At 66.4% G+C, this 17522-nt stretch carries 17 protein-coding genes and 2 tRNA genes; 7 read left to right on the forward strand and 12 right to left on the reverse strand.

Annotated features, from left to right (window positions below; translation table 11 throughout):
* Window positions 1-83: 83 nt before the first annotated feature.
* Both MA876_RS04470 and MA876_RS04475 read left to right on the forward strand, forming a co-directional pair.
* Window positions 84-662, forward strand: coding sequence for a DNA helicase (locus MA876_RS04470; protein WP_248146435.1), 579 nt, complete (start codon window positions 84-86; stop codon window positions 660-662).
* Window positions 655-1128 (forward strand): aminoacyl-tRNA deacylase, encoded by a 474-nt coding sequence (locus MA876_RS04475; RefSeq protein WP_248146437.1) that lies wholly within the window; start codon window positions 655-657, stop codon window positions 1126-1128. Before MA876_RS04470 ends, MA876_RS04475 begins: the two co-directional genes overlap by 8 nt.
* Here the strand turns inward: MA876_RS04475 and MA876_RS04480 are convergent.
* The 12 genes from MA876_RS04480 to dnaA all read right to left on the reverse strand — a co-directional run bounded on the left by MA876_RS04480 (window position 1111) and on the right by dnaA (window position 14679).
* Window positions 1111-1554 carry an NUDIX hydrolase gene (locus MA876_RS04480; protein WP_248146439.1) on the reverse strand — a complete coding sequence of 148 codons (444 nt, stop codon included), beginning with the start codon at window positions 1552-1554 and terminating at the stop codon, window positions 1111-1113. The two genes, MA876_RS04475 and MA876_RS04480, sit on opposite strands and share 18 nt — an antisense overlap.
* A gap of 68 nt (window positions 1555-1622) precedes the next feature.
* Complete coding sequence (locus tag MA876_RS04485; protein WP_248146441.1) at window positions 1623-2348, reverse strand: Pr6Pr family membrane protein; 726 nt, start codon at window positions 2346-2348, stop codon at window positions 1623-1625.
* A gap of 170 nt (window positions 2349-2518) precedes the next feature.
* Entirely contained in the window at window positions 2519-4516 is a 1998-nt protein-coding gene (locus tag MA876_RS04490; RefSeq protein WP_248146443.1) for a cell wall-binding repeat-containing protein, read from the reverse strand.
* Window positions 4517-4622: 106 nt separating this feature from the next.
* A tRNA-Ala gene (locus MA876_RS04495) sits at window positions 4623-4695 on the reverse strand.
* 14 nt (window positions 4696-4709) lie between these two features.
* Window positions 4710-4783, reverse strand: a tRNA-Ile gene (locus MA876_RS04500).
* A 70-nt stretch (window positions 4784-4853) separates the two neighbouring features.
* Entirely contained in the window at window positions 4854-5258 is a 405-nt protein-coding gene (locus MA876_RS04505) for a DUF3566 domain-containing protein (protein WP_248146445.1), read from the reverse strand.
* Window positions 5255-7825, reverse strand: a complete 2571-nt coding sequence (gyrA, locus tag MA876_RS04510; RefSeq protein ID WP_248146446.1) for a DNA gyrase subunit A — start codon at window positions 7823-7825, stop codon at window positions 5255-5257. The genes MA876_RS04505 and gyrA overlap by 4 nt, the downstream gene beginning before the upstream one ends.
* Window positions 7826-7855: 30 nt before the next feature.
* Window positions 7856-9892 (reverse strand): DNA topoisomerase (ATP-hydrolyzing) subunit B, encoded by a 2037-nt coding sequence (gyrB, locus tag MA876_RS04515; protein ID WP_248146447.1) that lies wholly within the window; start codon window positions 9890-9892, stop codon window positions 7856-7858.
* A 122-nt stretch (window positions 9893-10014) separates the two neighbouring features.
* Window positions 10015-10506, reverse strand: a complete 492-nt coding sequence (locus MA876_RS04520; RefSeq protein ID WP_248146448.1) for a DciA family protein — start codon at window positions 10504-10506, stop codon at window positions 10015-10017.
* The gene (recF, locus tag MA876_RS04525) at window positions 10499-11653 is read right to left on the reverse strand and encodes a DNA replication/repair protein RecF (protein WP_248146449.1); all 1155 of its coding nucleotides are present in this window, start codon (window positions 11651-11653) and stop codon (window positions 10499-10501) included. Before recF ends, MA876_RS04520 begins: the two co-directional genes overlap by 8 nt.
* Before the next feature lie 32 nt (window positions 11654-11685).
* Window positions 11686-12837, reverse strand: coding sequence for a DNA polymerase III subunit beta (dnaN, locus tag MA876_RS04530; RefSeq protein WP_248146450.1), 1152 nt, complete (start codon window positions 12835-12837; stop codon window positions 11686-11688).
* A gap of 417 nt (window positions 12838-13254) precedes the next feature.
* Window positions 13255-14679 carry a chromosomal replication initiator protein DnaA gene (gene dnaA / locus MA876_RS04535; RefSeq protein WP_248146451.1) on the reverse strand — a complete coding sequence of 475 codons (1425 nt, stop codon included), beginning with the start codon at window positions 14677-14679 and terminating at the stop codon, window positions 13255-13257.
* Window positions 14680-14991: 312 nt separating this feature from the next.
* On the opposite strand from dnaA, the gene rpmH reads away from it, so the two are divergent.
* Genes rpmH through MA876_RS04560 form a run of 5 tightly spaced genes read left to right on the forward strand, consistent with a single transcriptional unit; the run spans window position 14992 to window position 17510 of the window.
* The gene (gene rpmH, locus MA876_RS04540; protein WP_036304730.1) at window positions 14992-15129 is read left to right on the forward strand and encodes a 50S ribosomal protein L34; all 138 of its coding nucleotides are present in this window, start codon (window positions 14992-14994) and stop codon (window positions 15127-15129) included.
* Between the two features lie 9 nt (window positions 15130-15138).
* The gene (gene rnpA, locus MA876_RS04545) at window positions 15139-15477 is read left to right on the forward strand and encodes a ribonuclease P protein component (protein ID WP_248146453.1); all 339 of its coding nucleotides are present in this window, start codon (window positions 15139-15141) and stop codon (window positions 15475-15477) included.
* Window positions 15474-15830, forward strand: a complete 357-nt coding sequence (yidD, locus tag MA876_RS04550) for a membrane protein insertion efficiency factor YidD (RefSeq protein ID WP_248146455.1) — start codon at window positions 15474-15476, stop codon at window positions 15828-15830. Before rnpA ends, yidD begins: the two co-directional genes overlap by 4 nt.
* 8 nt (window positions 15831-15838) lie before the next feature.
* Window positions 15839-16960 carry a membrane protein insertase YidC gene (gene yidC / locus MA876_RS04555; RefSeq protein WP_248146456.1) on the forward strand — a complete coding sequence of 374 codons (1122 nt, stop codon included), beginning with the start codon at window positions 15839-15841 and terminating at the stop codon, window positions 16958-16960.
* Between the two features lie 34 nt (window positions 16961-16994).
* Window positions 16995-17510, forward strand: a complete 516-nt coding sequence (locus tag MA876_RS04560) for a Jag family protein (protein WP_248146458.1) — start codon at window positions 16995-16997, stop codon at window positions 17508-17510.
* Window positions 17511-17522: the final 12 nt, after the last annotated feature.

Raw genomic sequence — 17522 nt, forward strand, 5'->3', positions numbered from 1 at the left:
AGAGTTCTGTGCAAGCCCTCCCGCGTCGGGTGTGTTCTGGCAAGATGGAATCTCCACCGACCCCGTCGAGAGGGAGGGCCCCCGTGAGCCTCAGCCGCAAGCGCAAGAAGGAACTCAAGAAGCTCCAGTCGCAGGCGAACAACCTGTGGGAGTCGCAGCAGGTCCTGGTGAGCGAGGCCGCCGACGTCGCGCGCGAGGCAAGCCGTCAGCTCGGTCACTTCGGTCGCGAGCAGGTCGCACCGCGTGTGCGCGACGGCTACGCCCAGTACGCGGCCCCGTACGTCGACAAGGGTGTGCAGGCCTCGAAGCAGGTCTTCGAGAAGAACCTGATCCCGACCGCCGGCGCCGTCGTCGGTTCAGCGCTGTCGGCATGGGATGCCGCCAACGAGACACGGGCGCGGCTCGCCGCGGGCCGAGGATTCGCACTGCCCGACGCAGGCGCGTATGCGAAGAACGCCGACAAGTACGCCAAGAGCGTGTCGAAGAAGCTGTCGGGCTACGTGCCTGCCCCGCAGAAGCAGGGCATCGGCCCAGGTGGCGTGATCGCGATCATCCTCGGTGTCGCGGCCGCGGTCGGCGTGCTGTACGCGGCGTGGCAGACCCTTCGGGCGGACGACGAGCTCTGGGTCGCCGACGACCCGCTGCGCGCACCGGATGCCTGATCCCCTCGATCGGGTTCGGGATGCGGCATCCGCTCTCGGACTCGACATCGAGTTGCGAGAGCGCCCTCGCGCGAACAGTCTCGCCGAGGCGGCGGCGCTGCTCGGGCTCCATCCGGCCGACATCGTGAAGACCCTCGTGGTCAAGCGGAGCGACGACACCTTCCTGTTCGCGCTCGTGCCCGGCGATCGCTCGATCTCGTGGCCCAAGCTGCGCGAGGTCGTCGGCGTCAACAAGCTGCAGTTGCCGGACCCCGAACGCGCTCGCGCCGCGACCGGTTACGAGCGCGGCACGATCGTCCCGATCGGCGCCGACGGCGACTGGCCCGTGTTCGCCGATGAGCGCATCGTGGGTACCCGCATCGCCATGGGAGCGGGCGCGCACGGCTACAGTCTGTTCGTCGACGCGGATGCCCTCATCGCGGCATACGGCGCCACCGTCGCCGACATCTCACAGGACGCCGACTGACGCCTCGCGCTCCTGCGCCATCTTGAGCCCGATGTCGACGAGCTTCACACGCTGCAACGTGCGCACGGACGACACGGCGAACCACTCCGCCCGATCGGTGGAGCCGTCCTTCTCGTTCCGCAGCCTGCCGCCGATGATGTGGGCGCGATAGACGATCCGCAGCGCCTGCAGGGGCTGTTCGGCCGGCGTGATGCGACGAGCCGCCGGAATGACACGCGAATGGATGCCGAGCAGCTCATCCACGACGACCCGATACCCGGTCTCCTCGCGCACTTCGCGGCGGACGGCCTTCTCGGGATCCTCCCCGGGTTCGAGTCCACCCCCGGGCAGTGTCCAGGCGGCGCGGCGCCCCTCGATCCAGTGCGCGAGCAGAATCCGCTCTTCACTGTCGACGATGATCCCGTACGCGGCGACCCGCATGTCCATGCTTCACCCTACTGATCGCCTGACGGCATGGGGCCCGCTTCGTCGATTCGGGCACGGATCGACGAACGTCAGCCGGCGGCGCCGACCGGACTCGTCCGCGCTGCCGCCCGTCGGCTGCGCAGTCGGCCGACCGCGACGATTCCTGCGCCGATCGCGACGAGCACGACGAGCATGACCGCGACGTAGATCAGGACGGAGGGCCACCCGCCGCCCCCGTGCGGATCGAGGAAGGGATACGGGTACCACCAGTCGTGCGCTCCGCTCGGGTCGGGCGTCAGCCCTCCGCGGATGAGCGTGTAGGTCAGCCACAGCAGCGGGTACGCGACGATCACCGCGAGCGACCACCACGACAGCGCCCGACGACGCGATGCGAAGAAGAGGTCGACGAGCAGGTACAGCGGGATGATCACGTGAAGCGACTCGGTCGCCCACACGTCGAGAGAGTGGATGCCGGAAGGATCGGTCAGGGCGATCTCCGAAGGAAGTCCCCGGAGCAGGGCGTTGTAGACGATTCCGAGGAGAAGGATCGGGCCTGTGATGCCGGCGATCGCCAGGGCGATGCCGCGCGGCTCGGGTGAACGACCCGGATTGCGCAACGACCAGAGCCCCGCGATGACGAAAGTCACGATGAGGATGATCGTCGAGACGATCGTGAAGAGGCTGAAATAGTTCGCCAGAACGAGACCCAGATCCTGCCCCTCCCGCCGCGCTCGATCGACGTTCACGATGAACCCGGCGACGACTCCCGAGAACCCGACGACCGCGACCGCGATCCGAAGCCATGCCCAGACCATTTCCACCCCTTCCGTCGAACGACGCTGCTCGACTTCTGAGAGGAAGAACTACCGCCTCAGGTACACGCGTACGCGAAAGTTGTACTCAACCGATAACGCAGGTGCCCTCGGCGTCGATGAGGTAGTGCGTGTTCGCACGGCGTGGCCGTCGCGATGTTCCCTGCGCGGGCTCAGTGCGCGACGAGGTCCTCCAACTGGTTGAGCACATTCGCGCTCACCGCCCCGGACCCGCCCAGGACGACGATCTTCCCAGGCTGGAGTCGAGTGAGTTCGGTGACCACCGCGCCCGGGAGCGAGTCCGCCGGCGTGAGCAGCACGGGGCCACCCGTGACTCCTGCCGCAGGCGCCCCCGCGAGCGCATCGGGGAAGTTCATCCCGTTCGCGATGTAGGCGACGGGAACCCCCGGGTCTTCGAAGGTTGCCTTGCTGATGGCGACGGCGGTGTCGTACCTGCCCGTGCCCGAGAGTCGGGTGACCCCACCATCGGTGAGCCCCTGCAGCTGCGTCATGACAGAGGCGCTGACAGCACCGCTGCCTCCCAGGACAACGATCCGAGCGGGATCCAGACGGGTGATCTCGTCGATGACGGATGCCGGTACCGACGACGGGGGAGTCAGGAGCACGGGTCCGCTGTTGATGCCGGCCGCCGGAGCCCCGGCGAGAGCGTCCGGGAAGTTCACTCCGCTCGCGATGTAGAGGACGGGTACTCCGGACGTCGGGAAGGTCTCTTTCGATATCTCGACCGCGGTGTCGTAACGGCCCGCACCGGAGACGCGATCCACGCTTCCGTCGGTGTGCGATTCCAGCTCCTGCAGGACGCTTTCGCTGATCGCGCCCTTTCCGCCCAGCACGATGATGCGCTGCGGCTGCAGTCGATCGAGTTCAGCCGCCACCGCCGCCGGGAGCTCGTTCGCAGGGCTGAGCAGAACGGGCCCGCCGTTCATCCCGGCAGCGGGCGCGCCGGCGAGCGCATCGGGGAAGTTCATTCCGTTCGCGATGTAGGCGACGGGCACCCCGGGGGTCGGGAACGTCGCGGCACTGATCGCGACGGCGGTGTCGTACCGTCCGGTCCCGGACAGTCGGGAAGTGAGGTCGGCCGGAGCGGTTGTCGGAATCGAGATCACGTCGGTCTTCAGGAGGTAGCCGACCGTCTTCTCTCCTGCCCAGACCGTGAAGGCACCGCTCACTCCCGCCGGAACGTTCAGACTCGCGGCGGCGGCCCCGGTTGAGTCCGTCGTCACGGTTCCGAGGACGACCGGGGCGGCGGTGGAGTGCAGGGCGACGACGACGGATGCCCGGGGGTCGTAACCGGTGAGGTTCACTCGAACGGCTTTGCCGGAAGGACTCGTGGTCTCACCGATCACGCGCGTTCCGAGGGTCGCGTCGAAGGACAGGTCCTCCGGTGCGAGCCACGCCTGCAGCGTGTAGCGGCTGCCGACCCCGGTCGCGACGACAGCGAGTTCCTCGTTCCCCGTCCAGACGTCGGAGGGAAGGTCGAAGTCTCCGCTGATGCCGCCCGCACCGTCAGCCGTGACGACCTGCCGAACGATGACGTCGTCCCACTCTCCCGCGCCGACCCCGACGACGGAAACATAGACCTGTTCGCCCGCACCGAATCCCACGGCGGCGAAGTCGCGGTCGCCCGCGGGCTCGAGGCCGACCGTCCACTGATGGGGCGTGTGGTAGAGCGAGGAAGGCGTTCCCTGGATCGTCAGGTTCGCGTAGCGATAGGTCGTCTCGCCGCCGATCGGCGTGCAGGTGAAGCGAAGTCGTCCGACGAGGTCGGATGACAGCGAGGCGGGCGCCTTGATCAGAAGGTTCGCGTACACCGCACCCAGCCCGCCGCCGCCGGCGCCCCACGGCTGGACCGCAGCCAGACTGTGGTCCTCGTCGTCGACGAAGCTCGCGTCCCCCCATGAGCAGGAGACGGTGTCGTCCGCGTCGAAGGGCAACGTCAGGTTGGCCCGGTAGCCGAGGAATGTCGCGCCGTTGAACTCGCGGTCCGAAGGTCCGAGCGTGGATGCCATGACGAACGGCCCGGTGTCGGGCCAGATCTCCAGCGGCGCAGCATGAGCCGCGTTCGCGGTGAGAAGGGATGCGGCGATAGCGATGCCGGCGGCGATGGCGGTCGCGCGGCGCGCGCGACGACGTGACGGACGACGGGACATCGCCGACTCCTTCGGGGGACGCAGAACACGAATGTATTCCGAAGCATAGAGCAAACAGTGCCCGTGCGTGCGGCGCGCAGACGTCGCGTAGAAGGAGTGATGACTGTGGAGCCTAGGAGAATCGAACTCCTGACATCCTGCTTGCAAAGCAGGCACTCTACCAACTGAGTTAAGGCCCCGGGCTATGGAATTGTGGGGCTACCAGGACTTGAACCTGGGACCTCTTCATTATCAGTGAAGCGCTCTAACCGCCTGAGCTATAGCCCCGATCGTGCGGCGCTCGCGCGCCGTCAACCTCCAAGACTTTACCCGACGAGCGGGCAAAGCGAAAATCGCGTCAGTTCGACGTGAAGCCGACGAGGAGGCCACCCGTCACCTTGACGGCGAGGTTGTAGATGCCCGCCATCACGGCGCCGAGGACAGTGACGACCACGAGGTTCAGAATCGCCACGATCGCTGCGAAGGCGAGGACGGACGGGAAGCTCACGAAGTTGGAGAGCAGGAAGCTGCCATCCGAGAAGCCGCCGAGGAACTCATCGGCCTGTTCGATGATCTGCGTGGCCTGCAGGACGAGGTAGACCAGGATGAAAGAGACGACGGTGACGATCGCGACGGCGATCGCCGCGAGGAAGGACAGCTTCACGGCCGACCAGAAGTCGACGTAGACGAGGCGCAGGCGCACCTGCTTGGCGCTGGTCTTGTGGGTCGACTTCTTGGCGAGCTTGTCGGCTACGGTGCTCATGCGTCAGTACTCTCTTCGGGGATCGGGGGCCCATCGACGGACTCTATGGCCGAGTCGTCCTCGGCAATGGCTTCGGTCAATCCGCGCTCACCGTTCCGCGCGATCGCGAGGATGCGATCTTCGTCGTCGGGGCGGGCGAACACGACACCCATGGTGTCGCGACCCTTGGCAGGGACCTCGGCCACGGCAGAGCGTACCACCTTGCCGCTGGCAAGAACCACCAAGACCTCGTCGTCGTCCGACACGATCAGACCGCCTGCGAGATCGCCGCGATCCTCGTTCAGCTTGGCCACCTTGATGCCGAGTCCGCCACGACTCTGGGTGCGATACTGACCGACAGCGGTGCGCTTGGCGTAGCCGCCTTCCGTCACGACGAAGACGAACTCGTCGTCCTGTGCGACCGATGCCGAGAGCAGGCTGTCGTCCGCGCGGAACGACATGCCCTTGACGCCCTCGGTGGAGCGCCCCATCGGACGCAGCGCCCCATCGGTCGCCTCGAAGCGGAGCGACATTCCGTGGCGGCTGATGAGCAGGATGTCCTGCCCCTCATCCACGAGGAGCGCCGAGACGAGCTCGTCGCCGTCTTCCTCGTCCTGTCCGCGGAGCTTGATCGCGATGATCCCGCCCTGGCGGTTCGTGTCGTACTCCTCGAGCCGTGTCTTCTTCACCAGGCCGCCACGGGTGGCGAGCACCAGGTAATCCGCGACCTTGTAATCGCGGATGTCGAGGATCTGCGCGATCTCCTCACCCGGCTGCAGGGCGAGCAGATTCGCGACGTGCTGGCCCTTGGCATCCCGACCGGCCTCCGCGACCTCGTACGCCTTCGCGCGGTAGACCCGGCCCTTGGTCGAGAAGAACAGCAGCCAGTGATGCGTCGTCGTGACGAAGAAGTGCTCGACGACGTCGTCGGCACGCAGCTGCGCGCCCTTGACGCCCTTGCCACCGCGATGCTGTGAGCGGTAGTTGTCGCTGCGCGTGCGCTTGATGTAGCCGTCGCGCGTGACGGTGACGACCATCTCCTCTTCGGGGATGAGGTCTTCGACCGACATATCTCCGTCGAAACCCTGGAGGATCTTCGTGCGGCGGTCATCGCCGAACCGCTCGACGATCCCCGTGAGCTCCTCGGTGATGATCGTGCGCTGGCGCGCCGGCGTCGCGAGGATGTCGAGGAAGTCGGCGATCTTGAGTTCGAGCTCGGCCGCCTCGTCGATGAGCTTCTGACGCTCGAGCGCCGCGAGACGTCGCAGCTGCATGTCGAGGATCGCTCCGGCCTGGAGCTCGTCGATGTCGAGGAGCTTCTGCAGACCCTCGTTCGCCTCGTTCGGGGTCGGCGACCGGCGGATGAGCGCGATGACCTCGTCGAGCGCATCGAGCGCCTTGAGGTAGCCGCGCAGGATGTGCATGCGCTCTTCGGCCCTGCGCAGGCGGTACTGCGTGCGCCGGACGATGACCTCGATCTGGTGGTCGATCCAGTGCGTGATGAATCCGTCGAGCGGCAGCGTGCGCGGCACGCCGTCGACGATCGCGAGCATGTTCGCGCCGAAGTTGTCCTGCAGCTGCGTGTGCTTGTAGAGGTTGTTGAGAACGACCTTGGCGACGGCATCCCGCTTCAGGACGATGACCAGGCGCTGGCCCGTGCGTCCCGAGGACTCGTCACGGATGTCGGCGATGCCCGTGATCTTGCCCTCGCGGGCGAGGTCGCTGATCTTGACCGCGACGTTGTCGGGGTTGACCTGGTAGGGCAGTTCGGTGATCACGAGGCAGGTACGGCCTTGGATCTCTTCGACGTTGACGACGGCGCGCATCGTGATCGAGCCGCGACCCGTGCGATAGGCGTCCTTGATCCCCTTGGTGCCGAGGATCTGCGCGTGCGTCGGGAAGTCGGGGCCGGGGATGCGCTCCATGAGCGCCTCGAGAAGCTCCTCCTTCGAGGCGTCGGGGTTCTCGAGCGCCCACAGTGCGCCGGCCGCGACCTCGCGCAGGTTGTGCGGAGGGATGTTGGTGGCCATGCCGACGGCGATGCCGACCGAGCCGTTGACCAGGAGGTTCGGGAACCGCGCGGGGAGCACGGTCGGCTCCTGCGTCTGCCCGTCGTAGTTGTCCTGGAAGTCGACGGTGTCTTCTTCGATGTCGCGCACCATCTCGAGCGCGAGCTGGGCCATCTTGGTCTCGGTGTAGCGCGGCGCGGCCGCGCCCTGGTTGCCCGGCGAGCCGAAGTTGCCCTGACCCTGCGCGAGGGGATACCGAAGCGCCCAGGGCTGGACGAGTCGCACGAGGGCGTCGTAGATCGGGGCGTCACCGTGCGGGTGGTAGTGGCCCATCACTTCGCCGACGACGCGCGCGCACTTCGAGAACGACTTGTCGGGACGGAAGCCGCCGTCGTACATGCCGTAGATCACGCGGCGGTGCACGGGCTTGAGGCCGTCGCGCACGTCGGGCAGGGCGCGCCCGACGATGACGCTCATCGCGTAGTCGAGGTAGCTCCGCTGCATCTCGGACTGCAGATCGACCTGGTCGATCTGTCCGTGGTTGTGTGCGGGTGCGTCGGGACGGACTTCGTCAGTCATATGGTTCTTCTCTGTCAGCCTGTCGAAGGATCAGATGTCGAGGAAGCGGACGTCTTTCGCGTTCCGCTGGATGAAGCCGCGGCGCGACTCGACGTCCTCGCCCATGAGGATCGTGAAGATCTCGTCGGCGGCGGCCGCGTCGTCGATCGTCACCTGCTTGAGCGTGCGGGTCTCCGGATCCATGGTCGTCTCCCACAGTTCCTTGTCGTTCATCTCGCCGAGACCCTTGTAGCGCTGGATGCCGTTGTCCTTCGGGATCCGTTTTCCCTCCGCGATGCCGGCGGCGAGCAGCGCATCGCGCTCGCGGTCGCTGTAGACGTACTCGTGGGGGGAGTTCGACCACTTGAGCCGGTACAGCGGCGGCTGCGCGAGGTAGACGAAACCGGCCTCGATGAGTCCGCGCATGTACCGGAACAGCAGCGTGAGCAGCAGCGTCGTGATGTGCTGGCCGTCGACGTCGGCATCGGCCATCAGCACGATCTTGTGATAGCGGGCCTTGTCGATGTCGAAGTCCTCGCCGATACCCGTGCCGAAGGCCTGGATCATCGCCTGGACCTCCTTGTTGCCGAGAGCGCGGTCCAGCCGCGCACGCTCGACGTTGAGGATCTTGCCGCGCAGCGCGAGGATCGCCTGCGTGTGCGGGTCGCGACCCTGCACCGCCGAGCCGCCGGCCGAGTCACCCTCGACGAGGAAGATCTCGCTGATCGACGGATCCTTGCTGGTGCAGTCCTTGAGCTTGTCGGGCATCGCCGCGGACTCGAAGACGCTCTTGCGCCGCGCGGTCTCGCGAGCCTTGCGGGCTGCGAGGCGTGCGGTCGCGGCATCGATCGCCTTGCGGATGATGTTCTTCGCCTGCACCGGGTTGCGGTCGAACCAGTCACCGAGCTGGTCTCCGACCACCTTCTGCACGAACGCCTTGGCCTCGGTGTTCCCGAGCTTCGTCTTCGTCTGGCCCTCGAACTGCGGTTCGGAGAGCTTGACCGAGATGACGGCGGTCAGACCTTCGCGCACGTCGTCGCCCGACAGGTTCTCGTCCTTCTCCTTGAGAAGGTTGTTCGCGCGGGCGTACTTGTTGACGAGCGTCGTCAGCGCCGCGCGGAATCCCTCTTCGTGCGTGCCGCCCTCGTGCGTGTTGATGACGTTCGCGTAGGTGAAGACGTTCTCGGTGTAGCTCGTCGTCCACTGCATCGCGACCTCGACCGAGATCTTGCGTACGGTGTCCTCCGAGTCGAAGTCGATGACCTCGTCGTTGACGTGCTCGGCCTTGCGGACCTTGTTGAGGTATTCGACGTAATCGACGAGACCACGCTCGTAGAGGAAGCTGTCGTTCGGCTGCTGCAGCACGACCTCTCCGGCTTCGACCTCTTCTTCGTATGCCGACGAAGGACGTTCGTCGCGCACGTCGATGCGCAGGCCCTTGTTGAGGAACGCCATCTGCTGGAACCGCGTGCGAAGGGTGTCGTATTCGAAGTCGATGGATTCGAAGATGGATGCATCGGGCCAGAACGTGATGGTCGTGCCGGTCGTCTCGCTCTTCTCCGCGCGCTCGAGGGGTGCCTGCGGCACACCGCCGTCGCGGTACTCCTGTCGCCAGACATAGCCTTCGCGGTGGACCTCGACCTCGAGGCGCGTGGACAGCGCGTTCACGACGGAGGAGCCGACACCGTGCAGACCACCTGAGACGGCGTAGCCGCCGCCGCCGAACTTTCCACCGGCGTGGAGCACCGTGAGCACGACCTCGACCGTGGACTTGCCCTCGGTCTTGTGCATGTCGACCGGGATGCCCCGGCCGTTGTCGACGACGCGCACGCCGCCGTCGGGCAGGATCGTCACGAGGATCGTGTCGCAGTAACCGGCCATGGCCTCGTCGACGGAGTTGTCGACGATCTCCTGCACCAGGTGGTGCAGCCCACGCGGGCCGGTCGACCCGATGTACATGCCGGGGCGCTTGCGAACGGCCTCGAGGCCCTCGAGCACCTGGATCTGGTCTGCCCCGTACTCCGCGCCGTTGGGTTCGATGCTGTTTCGGGGTGCTTCAGGAACGCTGTCGGGATTCACGGACGTCATAGGTTTCGAGCGCTCCTGATCGATCGTAGGGTGCCCTGACAGTCTACCGTGTCGCGGCTGTTCTCGTCGGTTCTACGGCCCTCTCGCGCCACCAAATCGGCCGGGAGACCCGAGGACGTGGTTCAGCCGTAAGTATCGCGAGGACCGCGCCCTGGAATGGCTCTGGGGCCCCATTTCCAGGAGGGGACGTCGGGGCCGAGAAAGCGGATGCCGGTGACTCCCGCTTCGGGGAACCTCCGCACGATCTCCGACAGGATGTGAGAGCGCATGAGCTGCAGCTGCTTGGCCCACGCCGTCGAGTCCGCCTGAACAGTGAGCGTTCCCTCCTGGAAGGCGACCGGCTGTGTGTGACCGGCGGTGTCTTCGCCGGCGACTTCGGCCCACGCCAGCACCACGTCCTCGCGGGCGAGCTGGGGGTTCCATCCGGCCTCGCGCGTCATGACGGCGAGCACGTCACCCACTCCGCGCGGGTCTCGACCCGCGCTGAACGGCACGTTCTCCTCGTCGAGTTCGCGACGGCGCTTCTTGCGGAATGTGCGGGATTGGGGCTCGAGCCCGCGCAGTCGCAGATAAGTGGACACGGTCTCGGGCACAGGGGCGTCGGCGTCAGGCATCCGCGGCCTCCAGGATGCGCCCGGCTTCGACCCGCACGACGCGGGCGCGCAGCTCGACCGGGATGTCGGCATCGACCGCGGCTGTGACGACCACCTGCTCGTAGCCGCTCGCGAGGCCTGCGAGGCGGGTGCGCCGGTCGGCGTCGAGTTCGGCGAAGACGTCGTCGAGGATCAGCACGGGATCACCGAGCCGCGACTCGGCGCGCAGGAGCTCGGCGGATGCGAGCCGCAGCGCGAGAGCGACCGACCAGGATTCGCCGTGCGATGCGTAGCCCTTGACCGGCAGGCCGCGCACCCGCAGAACGAGGTCGTCGCGATGGGGACCGACGAGGGTGACGCCGCGATCGAGCTCAGCGGAGCGCCGTGAGACGAGCGACTCGCGGAAGACGTCTTCGATGGCGCGCTCGACTCCCGATTGCTCCGCGGCCGTGCCCTCTTCGGGGTCGCCGCCGCGCGCGGACAGCGCCCATTCCAGCTGCGGCTGGTGGTCGGCGCCGGCGATCGCGGTGTACGCGTCGGACACCGGACCCTGCAGATCCTCGGCGAGAGCGAGCCGCGCACCGATGACCTCGGCCCCGAGTGCGATGAGCTTGTCGTCCCACACATCGAGAGTCGACAGCCCCTCGCCGCGGATTCCGCGGGCCCGCGCGGATTTGAGAAGGGCATTGCGTTGCTTCAGGACACGGTCGTAGTCGCTGAGCACCCCCGCGAGACGCGGGGAGCGCTGCACGAGCAGCTGATCGGCGAAGCGGCGCCGGGCGGACGGATCGCCGCGCACGATCTGGAGGTCTTCCGGAGCGAACAGCACGACCTGCGCGTAGCGCGGCAGTTCGGACGGCTTGACAGGTGCCCCGTTCACGCGCGCCTTGTTCGAGCCCTGCCGGTTCACCTGCACTTCGAGGAGCACGTGGCGCTCACCGTGTGCGAGGCGGGCGCGGATGATCGCGGCATCCGCTCCGTCTCGCACCATCGGCGCGTCCGTCGACACGCGATGGGAGCCGAGCGTCGCGAAGAACGCGATGGCCTCGGCGAGATTCGTCTTTCCCTGACCGTTGCGGCCGACGAAGACGTTGGGGCCGGGGCCGAGGGTGACATCGGCTGCCGCATAGTTGCGGAAGTCGACGAGACTCAGCTGCTCCACGATCACGCGATCCACCTTATGTGGAGCCGGCGACGCACCTACCGGAGCAGGAGGTTCGGCTGGAGGAGGTACTTGAACGACTCGGTCGCGGCCTTGTCGACCGAGGTCTGCGGCGTCACGAGCACGGGGCTCAGCTTGTTCGCGTTCTCGCTCGAGGTGAAGGTGATCCGCGCGAACTCGCTCTTGACCGCGCCGAGCGACTCGAGCAGATACTGCGGGTTGAGTCCGAGCGTGACGTCCTCGCCGACGAGGTGCGCGTCGACCGACTCGGAGGCCCGTGCCTGCTCGGTGCCCGAGGCATCCATCGACACACTGTCCGTCGTGAACGTGAAACGCAACGGCGCCGAGCGGTCCAGCACGAGCGACACGCGACGCACGGCTTCGGCGAGCTCAGCCGTGTTGACCACGGCGTGGTGCTCCGTCGCCTCGGGGAACAGCCGGCGCACGGGCGGGAAGTTGCCCTTGATGAGCAGCGACGTGACGGTCTTGTTGCCCGACGAGAACGCGATGATCTCGCGGTCGCCCGAGCCCGAGAACGCGATCGAGATGTCGCCGCCGTGGGCGAACGTCTTGCCGACCTCGGTCAGGGTGCGCGCCGGCACGAGGGCGGTGGCGGATTCATCGGATGCCGCGCCGCCGCCGTCCCAGGGGATCTCGCGCAGCGCGACACGATAGCGATCGGTCGCGACGAGGCTCAGCGACGTGCCCGAGACCTCGAGCTGGACACCCGTCAGCACGGGGGTCACATCGTCGCGCGAAGCGGCGAACGCCACCTGAGCGATCGCGGTGGCGAAGTCCTCGGCCGGGACGAGGCCCGATTCGCCGGTCACCTCGGGGATCGCGGGGTACTCCTGCACCGGCATCGACGCAAGGGTGAACCGGGCGGAGCCGCAGCTGAGGAGGATTCCGCCGTCTTCGTCGACCTCGATCTGGATCGGCGCATTGGGCAGGCGGCTGGCGATCTCGGAGAGCAGACGGCCGTGGACGAGGATCGTGCCCGGGTCGTCGACGGTCGCTTCGATCGTCGTGCGCGCCGAGGCCTCGTAGTCGAAGGCCGAGAGCGACAGCCCCGCATCGGATGCCTCGATCAGCACGCCGGCGAGGATCGGCTGCGGATTGCGCTGCGGCAGGAGCTTGACGACGAACGACACGGCTTCGCTGAACACATCGCGATTGACGTGGAACTTCACGAATGCTCCCTTACATCTTCTGTGGGCTTACTCATGCTAGTGCCCTCGCCCTCGGTGCCACACAGTGCGACCCGGATGCGACGTCTCCCCCGTCAAGGTGATCGGACGGGGCTTCTTCATCTTCGTTAACGTCATGGTGTTAACGCCTGTGGAAACTGTGGACAACTCGAGGGATCCCGCACGGGACACTGGAACCACATCTTTGTAAGTTGTGAGCGGGCTGCGGACGAGGCGAGGACGAGCATCCATCGTCCGAGGCGTCTTTCACTGTTTGCTCACAGCCTCGTGGCAGCTGTCCCGAGTTATCCACAGGTTTTCCACACTGTGGGAAACGTGATGATGGCGCTGCGGAGCCGGCATGTCAAGGGCGACTTGCGGCATATGTCGCCCGGTGGCGGGAACCGCCGAGTATGCGTATCAGCGTGGGCTGCGGCCGAGCTGCGTCGTGATGTCGGAGACCTGGTTGTAGATCGAACGACGTTCCTTCATGAGCTCGCTGATCTTCTTGTAGGCGTACATCACGGTCGTGTGATCGCGGTTTCCGAACAGCTGGCCGATCTTGGGGAGCGACAGACTGGTGCGTTCGCGGCACAGGTACATCGCGATCTGTCGAGCAGTCGCGATCGACTGCGAACGGCTCGAGCCGTAGAGGTCGTCGACCGTGAGCTTGAAGTACTGCGCGGTGGCGGTGATGATGTCGGTCGGCGAGATCACGTTCGCGTCGTCTTGGTCGATGATGTCGCGCAGCACCGTCTGGGCGAGCGACATGTCGAGATTCGAGCGGTTGAGGCTCGCGAACGCCGAGACGCGGATGAGCGCGCCCTCGAGTTCGCGGATATTGGATGACACCACGGTCGCGATGTACTCGAGCACGTCGTCGGGGATGTGCAGACGCTCCGACTGAGCCTTCTTGCGCAGGATCGCGATGCGCGTCTCGAGGTCGGGCGCCTGCACGTCGGTGATGAGGCCCCATTCGAACCGGCTGCGCATGCGGTCCTCGAAGCCCGTGAGGTGCTTCGGCGGCACGTCGCTCGTGATGACGACCTGCTTGTCGTGGTCGTGCAGCGTATTGAAGGTGTGGAAGAAGGCTTCCTGCGTCTCGGCGCGGCCCTGGAGGAACTGGATGTCGTCGATCAGCAGGATGTCGACGTCGCGATAGCGCGCCTGGAACGCCGACCCGCGGTTGTTCGCGATCGAGTTGATGAAGTCGTTCGTGAACTCCTCGCTCGAGACGTATCGCACCTTGATCCCGGCGTACAGGCTGATCGCGTAGTCGCCGATCGCGTGGAGCAGGTGCGTCTTGCCCAGACCCGAGTCGCCGTAGATGAACAGCGGGTTGTACGCCTTGGCCGGTGCTTCGGCGACGGCGACCGCGGCCGCGTGCGCGAAGCGGTTGGACTGACCGATGACGAAGTTGTCGAACGTGTACTTCGGGTTGAGACGGGTGTCGCTGCGGGTGATGGATGCCACGGCATCCGGGATCTCCTCCATCGGAGTCCGCATCGGCGAGACCGGCGCGGACGTCGCCTGCGGCTGCACGGGGATGGGGACGGTCAGATGTGCATCGGCGAGCTCGGGATTGACGACGACACGGAACGTCGAGACTTCGCCGTCGGGGGATGCCGTGGCGAGGGCCTCGAGGATCGGGGCCCTCATGCGCTTGTTGATCTGCGCGGCCGTCAGGTCGTTGGGGACGTCGAGATAGAGGGTGCCGCCCATGACGCCCTGCGCGACGGCGAGGCTGAGGAAGCCCTCGAGCTGCGGAGTGATCCGCTCGTCGGTGCGCAGGATCTCCAGCACGTGTGTCCAGACGGGTACATCCGGATTCTCGTGCACTGACATGGCCCCCCCGGGTTGTTGATGGATCCGAGGGCCGCCGCGGTTTCTTCACGCTCAGCCTGTGGATAACTGCCGGAGCAACGCTAGTCAGCACCGGTGCTCCGAGCAAACTCCACTGTACGGGCGACCCGCGTGTCACTGCCAGGGCGGTGGCCGGTCCTCGGCCATAATGCCCGCCCGTCTGCTCAGTTTGAGTTATCGGACCCGACGACGTAGCCTTAATCGGTTGACGTATGCCTTCTCGGCATCCTCGTCCCCTTCATCGTCGTCTCCGGTCGCACATCCGGTGACACTCCTTCATCCGGAAGTGATCTCATGAGCAAGCGCACGTTCCAGCCCAACAACCGCCGCCGCGCCAAGAAGCACGGCTTCCGCGCCCGTATGCGCACGCGCGCCGGCCGCGCCATCCTCTCGGCTCGCCGCGGCAAGGGCCGCACCGAGCTCTCGGCCTGACACAGGCCGGTGCTGGCGCGGCCGAACCGACTCACCCGCGGAGCGGATTACAAGGCCGTCGTCCGTCGGGGTCGTCGCTGCGCCGCCGTGCACACCGTGACCTACGTCACCACCACCGACGATCAGCGTCCCACCCGCTTCGGCTTCATCGTGAGTCGGCAGGTGGGATCTGCTGTTGTACGCAACACCGTTCGTCGCCGCCTCAAGTCGGTGTGCCTGACGGCGTTGCCCGCCGTCAGGCCGGGGTCCGACATCGTGATCCGAGCCCTCCCCTCCGCGGCGTCGGCGCCGTACGCCGATCTGCGCGACGAGGTCGTCCGCTGCCTCGAACGGAGGGCCGCCGCGTGAGCGTCCTTCCCGCGTACGCCCTCGGCACCGCGCACTTCGAGGCCTCGTCCGCGCTGCGCAGCATCCCGCTCCTCCCCCGCAATCTCGTGCTCGGTCTGCTCCACGGCTACCGCGCCACGATCTCGCACACCTACGGCGACGTCTGCAAGTACTACCCGTCGTGCTCGGCCTACGCGGTCGGCGCGGTTCAGCAGCACGGGGCGCTCAAGGGTGCGGTGCTCACCGCCGCGCGTCTCGGGCGCTGTCATCCCTGGGCCGTCGGCGGCGTCGATGACGTTCCGGCCCACGCACACTTCCGCCACGGACTGACGCCCCACGGGTTCGTCGTCCCGGCACCCTCAGGAAAGGACTGATCCGCCGCATGGATCTCTTGTTCGCCGCGACGTCGTCGCCGTCCCCCGCGCCGGCCGCCGGCGATTTCGACCTGATCGGCACGATCCTCTGGCCACTCAAGTGGCTCGTTGAGATGGTGCTCGTCTTCTGGCACTGGCTGTTCACCTCGATCGGGCTTCCGCCCGCGGACGGCATCACCTGGGTGCTCTCGATCGTCGGTCTGGTCATCGTGGTCCGCTCGGCGCTGATCCCGCTCTTCGTCAAGCAGATCAAGAGCCAGCGGAAGATGATGGAAATCGCCCCTGAACTGCGAAAAGTTCAGGAGAAGTACCGCGGCAAGAAGGATCAGCTCTCTCGTGAGGCGATGAGCCGCGAGACGATGGCGCTCTACAAGAAGCACGGCACGACTCCGGTGTCGAGCTGCCTTCCGCTGCTCGTCCAGATGCCGATCTTCTTCGCGCTGTTCAGCGTGCTCAACGACGTCACGAAGCACGTCCAAGCCGGCATCGGCGGAGTCGGCCTGCTGAACGCCGATCTCACTCAGCAGTTCTACGACGCGAAGCTGTTCGGCGTCGCATCCCTCCACGAGACGCTCATCAACGCGTTCGAGACCCAGAACGTCACGGCGATCGTCATCCTGCTCACGCTCGTCGTGCTCATGATCGCGTCGCAGTTCTTCACGCAGCTGCAGATCATCTCGAAGAACCTGTCCCCCGAGGCCAAGACCGGCCAGGCGTACCAGATGCAGAAGATCATGCTCTACGTCCTGCCGTTCGCCTTCGTCTTCTCGGGCGTCTTCTTCCCGCTCGGCGTCGTCATCTACTGGTTCGTGTCGAACCTGTGGACGATGGGTCAGCAGTTCCTCGTCATCCGTGAGATGCCGACCCCCGGCTCCGACGCGGCGAAGGCCCGTGAAGAGCGCCTGGCTCGCAAAGGCAAGGCGATCGACGGATCCGGCAAGGTCGTGCCGATGGAGAAGTACCAGGCCGAGCAGCAGCGACTCTTCGAAGAGGCGGAGGCAGCGAAGGCTGCCGCACCCAAGCGCCAGCAGCCGGTGAGCAAGCAGCGCGCGAAGAAGGCCCAGGGCAACAAGCCCGCCGGCGGAGGACAGCAGGGCAAGAAGCCCGACGCATCCACCGGCAAAGCCTGACCCTCTCCCACGATCCCACTCCGACGAGGACACGATGACTCAGACCCCCGACCACGCCGTCGATACCCGATCCGACCGTGCATCCGACACCGTGGAGCAGCTAGAGCAGGAGGGCGACTTCGCAGCCGACTTCCTCGAGGGCCTTCTCGACATCGCAGACATCGACGGCGATCTCGCCCTCGATGTGCGTGCCGGGCGTGCGTACGTCTCGGTGGAGGCGCCGGACGGCGGATCTGTCGGCGTCCTCGCCGACACCGACACGGTCCAGGCGCTGCAAGAGCTCACCCGCATCGCGGTGCAGGCGAAGACCGGTCGGTTCTCGCGACTGATCCTCGACATCGGTGGGTCCCGCGACACGCGCAAGCAGGAGCTCACGACCCTCGTCGAGCGGGCGATCGCCCGCCTCGAGGACGGCGCATCGCAGGCATCCCTCCCTGCGATGTCGAGCTACGAGCGCAAGCTCGTCCACGACATCGTCTCGGAGCGCGGCTTCGTCTCGGAGTCCTACGGCGAGGGTGCTGACCGCCACACCGTCATCAGCCGCGGCTGACCGACGTTTCAC

Source organism: Microbacterium aoyamense, assembly GCF_023155855.1.
Taxonomy (GTDB): Bacteria; Actinomycetota; Actinomycetes; order Actinomycetales; family Microbacteriaceae; genus Microbacterium; species Microbacterium aoyamense.